Here is a 15333-nt window from a genome sequence, read left to right as displayed (position 1 = left end):
CCCGACGGGGTGGCCCGACGATGATCGGGCGTCGGCCGGTCGGCGTCAACGCCCTGGACCGTCCGGTGGAGTGATGAACGCGGACAGCCCGCCCGGACGTCGTCCGGACGGGCTGTTCGTGGCAGTTGCGGGAGCTGCTAGCTCACTCCTCGCCGCTCTTCGCCATGTCGATGTCGGCCGGGATCTCCGGGACGAGGACGGGCTTGAGCTCACCGCGGAAGGTGAACGTGGCCTTGTCGTCGCCCGCGCGCGAGCCCTCCGGGGCATCGGGATCGATGCCCTCGACGTCGACGAGGACGATCTGGCCGGGCTCGATCTCCCCGAAGAGGATCTTCTCCGACAGCTGGTCCTCGATCTCGCGCTGGATGGTGCGGCGCAGCGGCCGCGCTCCCAGCACCGGGTCGAAACCGCGGCGGGCCAGCAGGCCCTTCGCGGCCGGCGTGAGCTCGATGGCCATGTCCTTGTTGGCCAGCGCGCCCTCCACCCGCGTGATCATGAGGTCGACCATCTGGATGATCTGGTCCTCGGTGAGCTGGTGGAACACGACGATGTCGTCGATGCGGTTGAGGAACTCCGGGCGGAAGTGCTTCTTCAGCTCGTCGTTGACCTTGTTCTTCATCCGCTCGTAGTTCGACTGCTCGTCGTTGCCCTGGGCGAACCCGAGGCCGACCGCCTTCGAGATGTCCTGCGTGCCTAGGTTCGACGTGAAGATGATGACGGTGTTCTTGAAGTCCACCGTGCGGCCCTGGCCATCGGTCAGGCGACCATCCTCGAGGACCTGCAGGAGGGTGTTGTAGACCTCCTGGTGGGCCTTCTCGATCTCGTCGAACAGCACCACGGAGAACGGCTTGCGGCGCACCTTCTCGGTGAGCTGACCGCCCTCCTCGTAACCGACGTACCCGGGAGGGGCACCGAAGAGCCGCGATGCGGTGTAGCGGTCGTGGAACTCACCCATGTCGATCTGGATGAGCGCGTCGTCATCGCCGAACAGGAAGCTCGCCAGCGCCTTGGACAGCTCGGTCTTACCGACACCGGACGGGCCGGCGAAGATGAACGAACCGGACGGACGCTTCGGGTCCTTCAGGCCGGCACGCGTACGGCGAATCGCCTTCGCGACCGACTTGACGGCCTCTTCCTGACCGATGATCCGCTTGTGGAGCTCATCCTCCATGCGGAGCAGACGCGAGGTCTCCTCCTCGGTGAGCTTGAAGACGGGGATACCGGTCCAGTTGGCCAGAACCTCCGCGATCTGCTCCTCGTCGACCTCTGCGACGACGTCCAGATCACCGGACTTCCACTGCTTCTCCCGCTCGCCCTTCTGCGCGAGGAGCTGCTTCTCCGAATCGCGCAGGTGCGCCGCGCGCTCGAAGTCCTGGGCGTCGATCGCCGATTCCTTGTCACGGCGAACTCCCGCGATCTTCTCGTCGAACTCGCGCAGGTCCGGCGGGGCCGTCATCCGGCGGATGCGCATCCGGGCGCCGGCCTCGTCGATCAGGTCGATCGCCTTGTCCGGCAGGAAGCGGTCGGAGATGTACCGATCCGCCAGCGTGGCCGCCGCGACGAGCGCCGAATCGGTGATGGTGACGCGGTGGTGCGCCTCGTACCGATCGCGCAGACCCTTGAGGATCTCGATGGTGTGCTTGACGTTGGGCTCGCCCACCTGGATGGGCTGGAAACGACGCTCGAGCGCCGCGTCCTTCTCGACGTACTTGCGGTACTCGTCGAGGGTGGTGGCACCGATCGTCTGCAGCTCGCCGCGCGCCAGCATCGGCTTGAGGATGCTGGCGGCATCGATCGCGCCCTCGGCGGCTCCGGCACCCACCAGGGTGTGGAGCTCGTCGATGAACAGGATGATGTCGCCGCGGGTGCGGATCTCCTTGAGCACCTTCTTGAGGCGCTCCTCGAAGTCACCGCGGTAGCGGGACCCGGCGACCAGCGAGCCGAGGTCGAGCGTGTAGAGCTGCTTGTCCTTGATCGTCTCGGGCACCTCGCCCTTGACGATCGCCTGCGCGAGTCCCTCGACGACGGCGGTCTTGCCGACGCCGGGCTCGCCGATCAGGACGGGGTTGTTCTTGGTCCTCCTGGAGAGGACCTGCATGACCCGCTCGATCTCCTTCTCCCGGCCGATGACCGGATCCAGCTTGCCCTCACGGGCCGACTGGGTGAGATTGCGGCCGAACTGGTCGAGCACCAGCGACGAGCTGGGGGTGCCCTCGCCACGGCCACCGGAGGCGCCCTCTGCGGGCTCCTTGCCCTGGTAACCCGACAGCAGCTGCAGGACCTGCTGGCGGACCCGGTTGAGGTCGGCGCCGAGCTTGACCAGCACCTGTGCCGCGACGCCTTCGCCCTCGCGGATCAGACCGAGCAGGATGTGCTCGGTGCCGATGTAGTTGTGGCCGAGCTGCAGCGCCTCACGCAGGGAGAGCTCCAGCACCTTCTTGGCCCGCGGCGTGAACGGGATGTGCCCGCTCGGTGCCTGCTGGCCCTGGCCGATGATCTCTTCGACTTGCTGACGGACGCCCTCCAGGGCGATCCCGAGGGACTCCAGGGCCTTGGCAGCCACTCCCTCGCCCTCGTGGATGAGGCCAAGGAGGATGTGCTCGGTGCCGATGTAGTTGTGGTTGAGCATCCTGGCCTCTTCTTGGGCCAGCACGACAACACGCCTCGCTCGGTCGGTGAACCTCTCGAACATCTGTACTCCTCGCCTACTGCGCCATACTGCGCCGCAACACTGGCGCGCGCTGCGCCGCGTACGCCCTGTACCACTGTATCGGCTGTGGGTGCGTGTCGCCCGTGGTCCACGGCTCAGGTGGGTACAACACGTAGCGGTGAACGTCGATTCCCGGGCCGCGTCGATCGGCCCGTCGAGGTGCAGGCGCGCTTCGGGCCGTGGGGACGCAGCCGCTGGTCAGCCGCCTGCGGCCCGCTCAGCGGCCCGTTCTGCGGCCTTGTCGGCCTGCCAGCCGTCCTCGTCACGGCCCCGTCGCCAGTACCCCGAGACCGACACCTGCTCCCGCGGGATTTCGCGCTCAGCGAGCAAGTGCCTGCGGATGTCGCGCACGAAACCGGCCTCCCCGTGCAGGAAGACGTCGACCCGGCCGGCCGGGAACGTGGCGGCGCGGACCGCCTCGAGCAACTGGTCGGGCGTGGCGGCGTCGCGGTGGTACCAGTGGACGTCGATGGCGCCAGGACCGGCGAGCTTCTGCTGCTCATCGGCATCGGCGACCTCCAGCAGCGCCAGCACCGGTACACCGGGAGCCACCCGTTCGCATGCTGCGCCGATGGCGGGCAGCGCGGCCTCGTCGCCGATGAACACGTGGCCGTCGGCGGCGGCATCGGGGGCGTAGGCGCCACCCGGGCCGAACAACCTCAGCACGTCACCGGGCCGGGCGGCCGCCGCCCACGGGCCGGCGATGCCCTCGTCACCGTGGTGGACGAAGTCGATGGTCAGCTCGCCCGCGGCCACGTCGAACGCGCGGACGGTGTAGGTGCGGGTGGACGGCCAGGTCTCGCGCGGCATCCCGGCGCGGATCGCGTCGACGTCGAACGGCTCGGGATAGCTCACCCCCGGCTGCGGGAAGACGAGCTTGACGTAGCGATCGGTGTGCTCGGTGTCGGGGAACTCGGCGATCCCCGGCCCGCCCACGATCACCCGGATCATGTGGGGAGTCAGCCGCTCGGTGCGGCGGACCTCGAGCGTGGTCATCCTGCGTGCCACTGGGCCTCCTCGAGAAGCTGATGAGGCCACCCTAACCAGAGGAACGGGTCCGGCGCACCGCCGGACCCGACCTGGACCCGCACGGGCGGGGTCAGTTCTCCTGGTGATAGGCCTCGAGAACCTCGGCCGGAATGCGACCGCGGCCGGACACCGTCATTCCGCGCTTGCGGGCCCACTCCCGGATCGCCTGATTCTGCTCACGATCGATCGACGGGCGCCGCGCCGCCGTTGCGGTGATCGCCGTGCGGCGGCGAGCCCCACCGGAACGGCGGGCCGAAGCAACGAAGTCGGCGAGTGCATCGCGCAGCTTGCCGGCGTTGTCCTTGGACAGATCGATCTCGTACACCTTGCCGTCGATTCCGAACTCGACGGTCTCGTCGGCACCAGCACCGTCGAGGTCGTCGATCAGCCGGATCTCCTTGATCTGCGCCACCGCCGCGCTCCTCCACTCATCAGCAGTTCACCAACTGCAGCCGAGCCGCCATCTCGCCGCACGATATAGCTATTGCAGTGACACTGTCGAGAGAACTCGCTGTGCTCGTTCTACGCCATGCGAGGGCAGTGACGAAACGATTACCGGATTGCCGGTCGAGGCATCTCGATGGTCGGTCCGGGCCCGTTCTGCGAACAGTTCCGAACGGCAATCCGAAGCCAGTGGCGACCTTCACCAGCAGTTTCGGTACCGCCGCCTCAGGTGTCCGGACTCACATCGCAACACCCGCCACCCGGCATCGTAAGGTCGAACGCATGGTGGTCGAGAAGCAACGTGCGCGATCGTTCGGATCGGTGGCCGCCGAGTACGAGCGGCACCGCACCGGCTATGCGGCGGAGGCCGTCGGATGGGCGCTCGCGCCGGTGGCCGCCCGACAACCGCTGGATGTGCTCGACCTCGCGGCCGGCACCGGCAAGCTCACCGCTGCGCTGGCGGCTCGCCCGGGTGCCCGGGTGGTCGCTGTCGAACCGGATCCGGCGATGCTCGCCCTGCTGCGCACCCGGCTCACCACCGTCACCGCGCTGGCGGGCACGGCCGAGGACATCCCGCTGCCGGCCGGGAGCGTCGACGCCGTGCTCGTGGGTCAGGCCTGGCACTGGTTCGACGCCCGCCTCGCGATCGCCGAGGCGGCGCGGGTGCTGCGCTCCGGCGGCGTGCTCGCCGCGCTGTGGAACAGCGAGGACACCGCCGCCGGCTGGATCGAGGGCTTCCGCCGCGCCAACGGGTGGGCGGAGCGCTCGGCGCAGCGCAGTTCCGGATCGCAGCGCAGTTCCGGTTCCCAGCGGTTCCCCGCGGATCGCACGTTCGGCGACACCGAGCACGCCGAGTTCCACCACCGGGTGCCGACGACCACCGCCGGGATGCTGAGCTGGCTGCGCACCCACTCGTGGGTGCTCACCCTCGACCCCACCGACCGGACCACGCTGCTGGACCGCGTGCGCACCCACCTCGACGGCCATCCGGAGACCGCATCCGGCACGTTCGACCTGCCGCTGGTCACCACGGTGCTGCGGGCCGAACGCCGCTGAGACCCGGCCCCCGCAACATGCCGCCCCCGCCGTCGGGCTACCTCGCGATGCGCGCCGGGACCTCGGCGGCCTCGGTGCGCGCGTTGCGCAGGTAGGTCAGTCGCAGGCCGAGCAGGGTCAGGTCCGGCACGTACTCGCTGACGGTCTCGGAGTCGCCCGCCATCAGCGGTGCGAGCCCGCCCGTGCCCAGCACCGTGACCGGACCCGCCTTCGGTCCGAGCTCGGCCAGTATCCGGCGCACCAGGCCGTCGACCTGGCCGGCGAACCCGAACAGGACTCCGGACTGCAGGCACTCCACGGTGTTCTTGCCGATCACCGACCGCGGCCGCACCAGCTCCACCGTGCGCAGCGCGGCAGCCCGGCTGGCCAGCGCCTCCATCGAGATCTCGATGCCCGGCGCGAGGGCGCCACCGAGGAACTCGCCCTTGGCGGAGACCACGTCGATGTTGGTGGACGTGCCGAAGTCGACGACGATGCAGGCGGTGCCGAACAGCCGGTGCGCCGCGAGCGTGTTCATGACCCGGTCGGCGCCGACCTCGCGCGGGTTGTCGACGAGCAGCGGCACTCCCGTGCGCACCCCGGGGCCGACGATGACGTGCGGCCCGCCGCGGCGGTCGATCATCATGCGCAGCTCGCGCAGCAGGCTCGGCACCGTCGACAGCGCGGCGATGCCGGTGACCTGCGGCGCGTACTTGCCCAGCAGCGCGTCGATCGACACCTCGAGCTCGTCGGAGGTCATCCGCCGGTCGGTGCGCATCCGCCAGGAGCGCACCAGCGCCGGGTTCACGGTCTCGGCGGCATCGGCACCGGCATCAGCGGCGAAGGGGTCCGCGTAGAGGCACAGCGCGATCTGGGTGTTGCCGACGTCGATGCAGAGCAGCACGTCAGACCGCGCCGGAGAGCAGCCCGGAGCCGGCCGGAGCGTGGGCGGGATCGGAGCCCAGCTCGACGATCCGGTTCAGGGCGTCGACGAACACGACGCGCGGCGCGTAGGCGCGCACCTCGGACTCGTCGAGCTGGCCGTAGGCGATGAGGATGACGAGATCACCGGGGTGCACCAGGTGCGCGGCCGCGCCGTTGATGCCGATCACGCCGCTGCCCCGCTGCCCGGGGATCACGTAGGTCTCCAGCCGCGCGCCGTTGGTGATGTCGACGATCGCCACCTGCTCGCCCTCGAGCAGCCCTGCGGCGTCCATCAGGTCGCGGTCGACCGTGACGGAACCGACGTAGTGCAGGTCGGCCTGCGTCACCGTCGCCCGGTGGATCTTGGACGTCATCATCGTGCGCAACATGGCGGCGCTCCTACAGCTGCACGGAAACGTTGTCGATCAGCCGGGTCCGGCCGATCCGGGCGGCGACGAGCAATCGGGCGCGGCCACCCGCAGGGGCAGGCCCGAGGTCGGGGTCGCGCAGCTCGAGGTACTCCACCTGCAGCGCGGGCTCGGTGGCCAGCACGCCACGGGCCGTCTCGAGCACCGCCCCGGGTCCGCGTGCTGAGACGCCGGCGCCCGCGGCGAGTGCGCGCTGCAGCGTGGCGGCACGGGCCCGCTGGTCGGCGTCGAGGTAGGCGTTGCGCGACGACAGGGCCAGCCCGTCGTCCTCCCGGACGGTCGGGACGCCCACGACCGAGAGCGGGAAGTCGAGGTCGCGCGCCATCTTCTTGATCAGGATCAGCTGCTGGTAGTCCTTCTCACCGAAGAACGCGACGTCCGGCCCGACGATGTGGAAGAGCTTCGCCACGACCGTGAGCACGCCGGCGAAGTGTCCCGGCCGCACGGCGCCTTCGAGCACGTCGCCGGTCGCGCCGGGCGAGACGGTGGTGTCGGCGCCATCGGGGTACATGTCGGAGACGCCGGGGAGGAAGACGAGCTCGACGCCCTCCTCGCGGCAGGCCTCGAGGTCAGCCTCCAGCGGTCGCGGGTAGCGATCGAGGTCCTCCCCCGCCCCGAACTGCAGCGGGTTCACGAAGATCGACACCGCCGTGACGACGGACCCGGGGGCCCGGCGGGCGTGGCGGATCAGCTCGCGGTGGCCTTCGTGCAGGGCACCCATCGTCGGGACGAGCGCGATCCGGCGACCGGCCAGTCGCAGCGCGCGCGTGACCGGCGCGATCTCGGCAGGGGTCCGGTGCACCGTGAGCGTGCCTGCGGCGTAGCCGCCCTTGGTGCGCGCGGTGGTCACGATGTCTCCCCGGTGGTGTCGCCTGTGGATGGTGTGGTGGGTGGCTCGTCGAGAGCGCCGAGCACGTCCTTGGCGGCGTGTTCGGGCAGCAACCCGGCCGCCAGCGCGCGGCGCGCCGTGCGGCCGGCCAGCACGCGGTAGGTCTGCGCCAGGTCCGGATCGACGTCGCCGAGCTCGCGCAGGTGCATGCGGACGGTCTCCGCGTCGCCGCGCGCGACCGGACCGGTCAGCGCGCGGTCCCCGTGGCGCAGCGCGTTGTCCAGCGCCGCCGACAGCAAGGGCGCCACCAACCGGTCGGCCGGGCTGATGCCGGCGCGCTCCAGCGTGTCGATGCAGTCGCGCACGAGCGTGACCAGGTGGTTGGCACCGTGGGCGAGCGCGGCGTGGTAGAGCGGGCGCACGTCGTCGGCGATGCGCACGGGTTCGGCACCCATCTCGACGACGAGCGCCTCGCCGACGCTCCAGGCCGCCTCGTCGCCCGCGGCGGCCGTGACGCCGACGCTGCAGCCCGCGAGCCGGGCGACGTCCTCGACGCGACCGGTGAACGTCATGACCGGGTGCAGCGCCAGCGGGAGAACGCCCTGCTCGGTGGCGGGAGCCAGCACCGCCACCCCGTGCGCGCCCGAGGTGTGCACGACGATCTGGCCGGGACGGAAGCAACCGGCCGCGGCGAGCCCGCGCACCAGGCCGGGGAGCACGTCGTCGGGGACGGCGAGCAGCGCGAGCGCGGAGCCCGCGACCACCTCGTCGGGCGGGAGGAGGGGAACGCCGGGCAGCAGCGCGGCGGCCCGCTTGACCGATGCCCGCGAGACTCCCGAGGTGGCGGTGACGTGATGTCCGGCCGCGGCCCATGCCGCCCCGACCACCGATCCGACCCGGCCCGCCGAGACGACGCCGACCGTGAGCCGGGCGGGTCTGCCTGCACCCATTGCTTCTCCTCGCTCGTTCCAGTCCCGCTCGGCGGGTACCAGACGATGAGTCACCGCCTCGTGATGCGCTGACGCCAGCGAAGGGTAGACGCGGGGCGCGCGGCGAGGCCATGGCCCGTGACCGGCTTCACCGGGCCGGGTGGCGCTCGCACACACCGCAGGGTGCCCGCACACACCGTGCACGGTGTGTGCGGGCACTGTGCGGTGTGTGCGAGCGAAAGGCTCCTAGGGTCGCGGCGGCCCGGGCCAGCTCTGCGGCGGCTGCGGCGGGTACTGCCGCTGGTTCGCGACGTAGGGCGGTGGTCCCGGCGGGGGCGGGGTCCAGCCCTGCGGCCCGGACACCGGCCCGTGGTGGCGCAGCGCCACCGTGAGCGCCTCCGGGTGCCCGACGGCCTGCAGGCGCGCCCTGCGCAGCTGCGACACCGCCTGTTCGTGCCAGAACATCCCCGAGTTGCCGACGGCCCCGCGCTCCATCTTCGCCCGCAGGAACGCGAGGTCCGTGACGGCCGCCTGGTACTGCGACACCGACTTGGCGACCTTGGGTCCGGACCGGCGCCGCACCGCCGCCCGCCAGCCGCGCCGCCCGGCGAGGCTCGAGAGCAGCGTGATCTCGCTCGGCGCGATCCACCCGGCCTGCGCGAAGGCGGGCAGTTGGTCCATCACCGTGCGCTGCTCGCGGCGGCGCTGCCAGACGATCACGCCGATCATCGCGATGAACAGCGGGACCATGACGAACGCGTAGACGCCGATGAAACCGCCGCCACCGCCGAGGGAGGCCGAGCCGTTCCACAGCGCGTGCAGGGCCACCGCGCCCAGGTAGCCGATCGCAACCGCGACGATGCGCACACCGACGCTCCGGCTCGACGCCGCGATGCCGGCCCCGATGCCCGTCATGGCTGTGAACAGCGGGTGCGCGAACGGCGACAGCACGCCGCGCAGCAGCAGGACGAACAGCACGCCACCGCTGGCACCGGCGGTGTCCTGCTCGGCGAAGGCCCGGCCGAAGTACAGGATGTTCTCGGTGAACGCGAACCCGGCGGCCACCAGGCCCGCGTAGACGATGCCGTCGACGACGCCGTCGAACTCGCGCCTGCGGAAGATCAGCATCCCGACGAGGAACGCCCCCTTGACGGCCTCCTCGACGAACGGCGCGATCGCGACCGTGCCCACCGTGTCGCCGGCACCCCGGCCGAGCAGCTCGTCGATCACCTCGGACGCGCTGGAGTTGATGATCAGCGCGGACAGCGCCGCGAAGCAGGCGCCCCACAGGAACGCGTAGAGCAGCAGGCGCGGCGGCTCCGGCTCCCAGCGGTCCACCCACAGGAACGCGGCCACCACCGGACCGACCGGCAGCAGCGCGCAGAGCGCGCCGACGACGACCCCACCCACGCCGACCGAGCTGCCGACGAGCCCGATCACGATGAGCCCGCAGATGCCCAGCGCCACCAGCCCGATCACCGGCAGCAGCACGCCGCGGCGCTGACGCTGCGACGTCGGCAGCATCACGGTGCGATCGGTCATCGGCCTGTCCCCCTCGCGCGCTCCGCCCCGGACATCGACTCCGGGTGCTTCGGCGGCAGAGCCTACGGGCGATCACCGATCGGGTGTTCGCCCGATCAGCCGTTGCGCGGGTTGCGATCGTTGTCGGGACTGCGCAGGCAGTGCTCCAGCCACAGCGCCCCGGCGACGAGGCCGAGCGCGCAGACGAGGCCCACGATCCCGGAGCCGGCGTCGGAGGCGGCCGCGGTGACCGATCCGCTGCGCGGCACCACGTGCACGAGCAGCCCGGCCCAGGCCCCGGCCACCACCGCACCCGCCACCGCCGACGCCTTCGCGACCACCACGGCCCTGGCGGCGACGAGTGGCTCCACCGGCCTGCTGCCCTCGTCCCCGCGGATCCGCACGCGCAGCGCGGACCCGGCGATCGCCTCCGCGACCGCGAGCACCCCCAGCGTCGCGCCGGCCAGCAGGGGGAAACCCGGGAGTGAGCCGTAGGTCATCCGGATCACGACGTTGACCACCAGCATCGTGATCAACCCGGCGACGAGGAGATCGCGGGGGCGGGTCGGCTTCACGGCGCGAGCACCAGGTCGGTGCGGCGGCGCAGGCCGGCCTCGGCGTCCGGGCCGAGTGCCGCCAGCAGGTCGGCGACGGGCCCGCGGCCGGGCAGCACGGCGTCCGGTTCGATGTCGAGCCACGGCCGCAGCACGGTGGCGCGCTCCGGGGTGCCGGGGTGGGGCAGCAGCAGCGCGGGATCGGCGCTGCTGACCGCGTCGACGCTCACGACGTCGACATCGAGCGTGCGCGGGCCCCAGCGGATCTCCCGGACCCGGCCGGAGGCGTCCTCGAGCCCCTGACCGCGACGCAACCAGCCCCACTCGTCGGTGCCGGCGTCGTCGACGACGAGCACGGCGTTGAGGAAGTCGTCCTGCTCGACGCCGCCCCACGGCGCCGTCTCGTAGACCGGGGAGACCGCCACGAGCACGTCGGCGAACCCGGCGACCGCCGCCTGCAGATGGGCGAAGCGATCGCCGAGGTTGGAGCCCAGCGAGAGCACCGCGCGTGTCATGCCGGGATGATCCGGGCGCCGCCCGCCCGCCGCGAACGGCGGGCCACGACGGCGACGTCGGTGAAGTCGAGCGGGATCGGCGCCTGCGGCTTGTGCAGCACCACCTCGACGGCCTGCACCCTGGTGTCGGTCATGACGTCGTCGGCGATGCGCGCCGAGACCGTCTCGATCAGGTCGCAGGGCTCGCCGCCGACGATCGCCGCCGCCCGCTGGGCGAGCTCGCCGTAGTGCAGCGTGTCGGCGAGGTCGTCGGACGCGGCCGCCGGGGCCAGGTCCATCCACACCGTGACGTCGACGACGAACTCCTGCCCGTCGCGCCGTTCGAACTCGAAGACGCCGTGGTTGCCGCGCACCCGCAGGCCGCGCAGCTCGATCCGATCCGTCACACCGGTGCCCGTTCACTCGCCAGCGCGGCCACCACGGCGGCCGCGTCCAATGACGGCTGCACATCGTGCACCCGCACCCCCCACGCGCCCGCTCGTGCGGCGAGCGCGGTGAGCGCGGCCGTGGCCGCCTCCCGGCCCGACGGCGGGCGCAACGCGCCATCCCGACCTGCCAGCAGCTGGCCGAGGAACCGCTTGCGCGAGGCTCCGACCAGCACCGGGAATCCCGTTTCGAGCAGCACGTCGAGCCGCTTGAGCAACGCCCAGTTGTGCTCGGCGGTCTTGGCGAACCCGAGCCCGGGGTCGAGCACCAGCTGCGCCGGATCGACCCCCGCCGTGACGGCGGCGTCGACGCGCTGCAACAGCTCCGAGCGAACCTCGCCGACGACGTCGCCGTAGCCGGCCAGATCACCCATCCGGTCGCTGTGGCCGCGCCAGTGCATGAGGACCCACGGCACGCCTGCCGCGGCGACCGCCGGAGCCATCGCCGGATCGGCCAGCCCGCCCGACACGTCGTTGACGACACACGCTCCGGCGTCGACGGCGGCAACGGCCACCGTTGCCCGCGTGGTGTCGATGCTGACCGGCACGCCCTCGGCGACCAGTTCCTTGATGACCGGGACGACGCGCGCCATCTCCACCTCGGCGGCGACGCGGCCGGCACCGGGCCGGGTGGACTCGCCGCCGACGTCGACCAGGTCGGCACCGGCGCGACACATCGCGACGCCGTGCGCGACCGCGTCGTCACGGTCGAGGAAGCGGCCGCCGTCGGAGAACGAATCGGGTGTGACGTTGAGGATGCCCATCACCACGCACCGCCCCGGCCGGGGCAGCGTGGGCGGTGCCGCGCGGGACACGCGCGTCACCCGCTCCGGATGAGCGACAACGCCTCGGCACGCGACGACGGCGAGGACTGGAGCATCCCCCGCACCGCCGACGTGGTGGTGCGGGAGCCCGGCTTGCGGATGCCGCGCATGCTCATGCACAGGTGCTCGGCCTCGATCACCACGATGACACCGCGGGGATTCAGCTTGCGCACGAGCGCGTCGGCGACCTGCGCCGTGAGGCGCTCCTGCACCTGCGGGCGGCGGGCGTAGAGATCGACGACCCTGGCGATCTTGGACAGCCCGGTGACGCGGCCGTCGACACTCGGGATGTAGCCGACGTGCGCCTTCCCGTGGAACGGCACCAGGTGGTGCTCGCACATCGAGAAGAGCGGGATATCCTTGACCAGGATGAGCTCCTGGTGGTGCTCGTCGAACGTCTTCTCGAGCACCGCGTCGGGATCGGTGTACAGGCCGGCGAAGATCTCCTCGTACGACCTCGCCACGCGCGCGGGCGTCTCCCGCAGACCCTCCCGGTCGGGATCCTCACCGACCGCGATCAGCAGTTCCCGTACCGCGGCCTCGGCCCGAGCCCGGTCGACACCGGGTCGGGCGAGGCCGTTGGCGGAACCGTTGGTGGCTTCCGCTCCGGAGGGAACAGGCCCGCTCAGCGGGGCCGGTCCTCGGTCGGACCTGCGCCGTTGTCACGCGGCGCCGGATCGGCGTCGGTCGGGGGCGCGGGCTTCGTGGTGGACACCGGGGGGATCTGACCGGTCGGGAGCTGGCCGGCCGGGATGTGCGCCGTCGGCTCGGCATCGCTGCCGTTGCCCTCGGACTGCGGCCCCGGCGACCAGTACTGCGGCGGCGGCTGCTGCCAGTGGCCAGCAGGCGGCCAGGTCTGGCCGGTGGGGGTGGTGGCAGGACGCCAGTCGGGCGGGGCGCCGTAGTTGTGCGGCACCGCGTTGGGCTGGCCCGGCTGATGAGCACCCGGCTGGTAGCCGCCACCGTTGTAGGGCGGGGCCGGGGCCCAGCCCTGCTGCGCGGGCGAGGCCGGGTACGGCTGGCCGCCGTTGGGACCGCTGCTCGGAACGGCCGGGCCACCGTTGGATCCCGGGTACGAGCCGACGGGTGTGGGCTCGCGGACCGGCTCGATCTGCGGGGGCCACGGCTCGCCGCGCTCGTGGGCGAGCTCGGCGGGCGTCAGGATCGGCGGCTTGTCCGACGGGGTGCGCCCGCCGAAGTCGTTGAACGCCGTGATCCGTGGCCGCTTCTCCACCCGGTCGAAGATGCGTTCGAGATCGACCCGCGTGAGCGTCTCCTTGTCGAGCAGCTCCCGGACCAGGTCGTCGAGCACGTCGCGGTAGGTGTTGAGGATCTCCCACGCCTCGGTGTGCGCGGCCTCGATCAGCGCGCGCACCTCCTCGTCGATCTCGTGGGCGACCTCGAGTGAGTAGTCGGCCTGGTTGCCCATCGAGCGGCCCAGGAACGGGTCGCCCTGCTCGCGGCCGTAGCGGACCGCGCCCAGCCGGGCACTCATGCCGTACTCGGTGACCATGGCCCTGGCGATCTTGGTGGCCTGGTCGATGTCGGACGACGCGCCGGTGGTGGGCTCGTGGAAGACGAGCTCCTCCGCGCTGCGCCCGCCCATGGCGAACACCAGCCGTCCGATCATCTCGGAACGGGTCATGAGGCCCTTGTCGTCCTCGGGGACGACGAGCGCGTGACCACCGGTGCGACCGCGGGGCAGGATCGTGAGCTTGTAGACCGGCTCCAGGTCGGGCATCGCCCACGCGGCGAGCGCGTGGCCACCCTCGTGGTAGGCCGTGATCTTCTTCTCCTGCTCGGAGATGATCTTGCCCTTGCGGCGGGGACCGCCGACGACACGGTCGACGGCCTCCTCGAGCGCGGCCGCGGTGATCAGCGTGCCGTTCTCGCGCGCGGTGAGCAGCGCACCCTCGTTGAGCACGTTGGCCAGATCGGCGCCGGACATGCCGACCGTGCGCTTGGCCAACCCGGCGAAGTCGACGTCGGGGGCCAACGGCTTGCCCTTGGAGTGCACGGCGAGCACGGCGCGGCGACCGGCCATGTCGGGCGCGTCGACCGGGATCTGCCGGTCGAACCGGCCGGGGCGCAGCAACGCCGGGTCGAGGATGTCGGGCCGGTTCGTGGCGGCGATGAGGATGATGCCACCACGGGCGTCGAAGCCGTCCATCTCGACGAGCAGCTGGTTGAGCGTCTGCTCGCGCTCGTCGTGACCGCCGCCGAGGCCGGCACCGCGCTGGCGGCCGACCGCGTCGATCTCGTCGACGAAGATGATGCAGGGCGAGTTCTGCTTGGCCTGCTCGAACAGGTCGCGCACGCGGCTCGCACCGACACCGACGAACATCTCGACGAAGTCGGAACCGGAGATCGTGTAGAACGGCACGCCCGCCTCGCCCGCGACCGCGCGGGCCAGCAGCGTCTTGCCCGTGCCGGGCGGGCCGTAGAGCAGCACACCCTTCGGGATCTTCGCGCCGAGTGCCTGGTAGCGGCCGGGGTTCTGCAGGAAGTCCTTGATCTCGTACAGCTCTTCGACAGCCTCGTCGGCGCCCGCCACATCGGCGAACGTGGTCTTCGGCATGTCCTTGTTGAGCTGCTTGGCCTTCGACTTGCCGAAGGACATCACCCGGTTGCCGCCACCCTGGGCGTTGTTCATCATCCAGAACAGGACGAGGAGCACGACGCCGAGCGGGACCAGGTAGATCAGCATCGTGACGAGGAACGAGTCCTGGCGCACGGCGGTGTTGAAGGAGGGCTTGTCCGGGGCGTTGCGCAGCGCGTCGACCACGGCGCCACCGCTCTGCGCGGGGTACTGGGTGATGATCTGCGAGCTGCCGTCGAGCGGCGTGTTGAGCGTGAGACGAAGGCGCTGCTCACGATCCTCGACCAGTGCGTCCTTGACGTGACCTGCACTGATCTCGTTGAGAGCGACGGACGTGGGCACCTGGGTGTAGCCACGCGTGTCGTCGAAGAGCACGCTGAAGGTGAAGTAGACCAGGATCGCAGCGAGGATCCAGATCAATGGGTTTCGGAGCAGGCGCTTGCGGTCCATGCAGCATCGGCCTCTGGCGGCCTTCACCCTCCCTGGCGAGTTCGGCAGGCAGCGGCACAGTGCTGACCGGCCCCGAGTCCGCCAGGATAGCGGTCCTCGCTCCGGCCCGCGCCGCGG

At 71.3% G+C, this 15333-nt stretch carries 15 protein-coding genes; 1 reads left to right on the top strand and 14 read right to left on the bottom strand.

Annotation, left to right across the window (positions count from 1 at the left end; translation table 11 throughout):
- Nucleotides 1–142: 142 nt before the first annotated feature.
- The 3 genes from ACFPFQ_RS25225 to ACFPFQ_RS25215 all read right to left on the bottom strand — a co-directional run bounded on the left by ACFPFQ_RS25225 (nucleotide 143) and on the right by ACFPFQ_RS25215 (nucleotide 4151).
- Complete coding sequence (locus tag ACFPFQ_RS25225) at nucleotides 143–2692, bottom strand: ATP-dependent Clp protease ATP-binding subunit (protein ID WP_379622976.1); 2550 nt, start codon at nucleotides 2690–2692, stop codon at nucleotides 143–145.
- Nucleotides 2693–2908: 216 nt separating this feature from the next.
- Nucleotides 2909–3718 (bottom strand): siderophore-interacting protein, encoded by an 810-nt coding sequence (locus ACFPFQ_RS25220; RefSeq protein WP_379622974.1) that lies wholly within the window; start codon nucleotides 3716–3718, stop codon nucleotides 2909–2911.
- A gap of 91 nt (nucleotides 3719–3809) precedes the next feature.
- Nucleotides 3810–4151 (bottom strand): histone-like nucleoid-structuring protein Lsr2, encoded by a 342-nt coding sequence (locus ACFPFQ_RS25215; protein ID WP_379622972.1) that lies wholly within the window; start codon nucleotides 4149–4151, stop codon nucleotides 3810–3812.
- Between the two features lie 314 nt (nucleotides 4152–4465).
- Here ACFPFQ_RS25215 and ACFPFQ_RS25210 point away from each other — a divergent pair, with 314 nt between their 5' ends.
- Nucleotides 4466–5239: a class I SAM-dependent methyltransferase gene (locus ACFPFQ_RS25210; protein ID WP_379622970.1), complete on the top strand. Its 774-nt coding sequence runs from the start codon at nucleotides 4466–4468 to the stop codon at nucleotides 5237–5239.
- 37 nt (nucleotides 5240–5276) lie between these two features.
- On the opposite strand, the gene ACFPFQ_RS25205 is transcribed toward ACFPFQ_RS25210, so the two are convergent.
- The 11 genes from ACFPFQ_RS25205 to ftsH form a co-directional block, all read right to left on the bottom strand.
- Nucleotides 5277–6122 carry a type III pantothenate kinase gene (locus tag ACFPFQ_RS25205; protein ID WP_379622968.1) on the bottom strand — a complete coding sequence of 282 codons (846 nt, stop codon included), beginning with the start codon at nucleotides 6120–6122 and terminating at the stop codon, nucleotides 5277–5279.
- 1 nt (nucleotide 6123) lies between these two features.
- Nucleotides 6124–6531 carry an aspartate 1-decarboxylase gene (gene panD, locus ACFPFQ_RS25200; RefSeq protein ID WP_379622966.1) on the bottom strand — a complete coding sequence of 136 codons (408 nt, stop codon included), beginning with the start codon at nucleotides 6529–6531 and terminating at the stop codon, nucleotides 6124–6126.
- Nucleotides 6532–6541: 10 nt separating this feature from the next.
- Nucleotides 6542–7420, bottom strand: a complete 879-nt coding sequence (gene panC / locus ACFPFQ_RS25195) for a pantoate--beta-alanine ligase (protein ID WP_379622964.1) — start codon at nucleotides 7418–7420, stop codon at nucleotides 6542–6544.
- The gene (locus ACFPFQ_RS25190; protein WP_379622962.1) at nucleotides 7417–8349 is read right to left on the bottom strand and encodes a Rossmann-like and DUF2520 domain-containing protein; all 933 of its coding nucleotides are present in this window, start codon (nucleotides 8347–8349) and stop codon (nucleotides 7417–7419) included. Before ACFPFQ_RS25190 ends, panC begins: the two co-directional genes overlap by 4 nt.
- A gap of 225 nt (nucleotides 8350–8574) precedes the next feature.
- Nucleotides 8575–9870 (bottom strand): PrsW family intramembrane metalloprotease, encoded by a 1296-nt coding sequence (locus ACFPFQ_RS25185; protein ID WP_379622960.1) that lies wholly within the window; start codon nucleotides 9868–9870, stop codon nucleotides 8575–8577.
- A gap of 95 nt (nucleotides 9871–9965) precedes the next feature.
- A complete protein-coding gene (locus tag ACFPFQ_RS25180) occupies nucleotides 9966–10424 on the bottom strand; it encodes a DUF3180 domain-containing protein (protein ID WP_379622959.1) in 459 nt (152 codons plus the stop codon).
- Nucleotides 10421–10918: a 2-amino-4-hydroxy-6-hydroxymethyldihydropteridine diphosphokinase gene (folK, locus tag ACFPFQ_RS25175; protein ID WP_379622957.1), complete on the bottom strand. Its 498-nt coding sequence runs from the start codon at nucleotides 10916–10918 to the stop codon at nucleotides 10421–10423. The genes ACFPFQ_RS25180 and folK overlap by 4 nt, the downstream gene beginning before the upstream one ends.
- Nucleotides 10915–11304: a dihydroneopterin aldolase gene (gene folB, locus ACFPFQ_RS25170; protein ID WP_379622955.1), complete on the bottom strand. Its 390-nt coding sequence runs from the start codon at nucleotides 11302–11304 to the stop codon at nucleotides 10915–10917. Before folB ends, folK begins: the two co-directional genes overlap by 4 nt.
- Nucleotides 11301–12107: a dihydropteroate synthase gene (gene folP, locus ACFPFQ_RS25165; protein WP_379623281.1), complete on the bottom strand. Its 807-nt coding sequence runs from the start codon at nucleotides 12105–12107 to the stop codon at nucleotides 11301–11303. The genes folB and folP overlap by 4 nt, the downstream gene beginning before the upstream one ends.
- A gap of 56 nt (nucleotides 12108–12163) precedes the next feature.
- Nucleotides 12164–12796 (bottom strand): GTP cyclohydrolase I FolE, encoded by a 633-nt coding sequence (gene folE, locus ACFPFQ_RS25160; protein ID WP_379623279.1) that lies wholly within the window; start codon nucleotides 12794–12796, stop codon nucleotides 12164–12166.
- Nucleotides 12793–15216, bottom strand: a complete 2424-nt coding sequence (gene ftsH, locus ACFPFQ_RS25155; RefSeq protein ID WP_379622953.1) for an ATP-dependent zinc metalloprotease FtsH — start codon at nucleotides 15214–15216, stop codon at nucleotides 12793–12795. The genes folE and ftsH overlap by 4 nt, the downstream gene beginning before the upstream one ends.
- Nucleotides 15217–15333 lie beyond the last annotated feature (117 nt).

Source organism: Pseudonocardia sp. GCM10023141, from assembly GCF_042653605.1.
The sequence above is the reverse complement of the archived record's forward strand: the minus strand, read 5'-3'. Positions and strand labels throughout refer to the sequence as shown.

What these genes read in the sequence shown, in the direction of transcription:
- ACFPFQ_RS25225 (WP_379622976.1), bottom strand. Translation starts at nt 2,692, where the DNA reads ATGTTCGAGAGGTTCACCGACCGAGCGAGGCGTGTTGTCGTGCTGGCC.
- ACFPFQ_RS25210 (WP_379622970.1), top strand. Translation starts at nt 4,466, where the DNA reads ATGGTGGTCGAGAAGCAACGTGCGCGATCGTTCGGATCGGTGGCCGCC.
- panD (WP_379622966.1), bottom strand. Translation starts at nt 6,531, where the DNA reads ATGTTGCGCACGATGATGACGTCCAAGATCCACCGGGCGACGGTGACG.
- ACFPFQ_RS25190 (WP_379622962.1), bottom strand. Translation starts at nt 8,349, where the DNA reads ATGGGTGCAGGCAGACCCGCCCGGCTCACGGTCGGCGTCGTCTCGGCG.
- ACFPFQ_RS25185 (WP_379622960.1), bottom strand. Translation starts at nt 9,870, where the DNA reads ATGACCGATCGCACCGTGATGCTGCCGACGTCGCAGCGTCAGCGCCGC.
- folK (WP_379622957.1), bottom strand. Translation starts at nt 10,918, where the DNA reads ATGACACGCGCGGTGCTCTCGCTGGGCTCCAACCTCGGCGATCGCTTC.
- folP (WP_379623281.1), bottom strand. Translation starts at nt 12,107, where the DNA reads ATGGGCATCCTCAACGTCACACCCGATTCGTTCTCCGACGGCGGCCGC.
- ftsH (WP_379622953.1), bottom strand. Translation starts at nt 15,216, where the DNA reads ATGGACCGCAAGCGCCTGCTCCGAAACCCATTGATCTGGATCCTCGCT.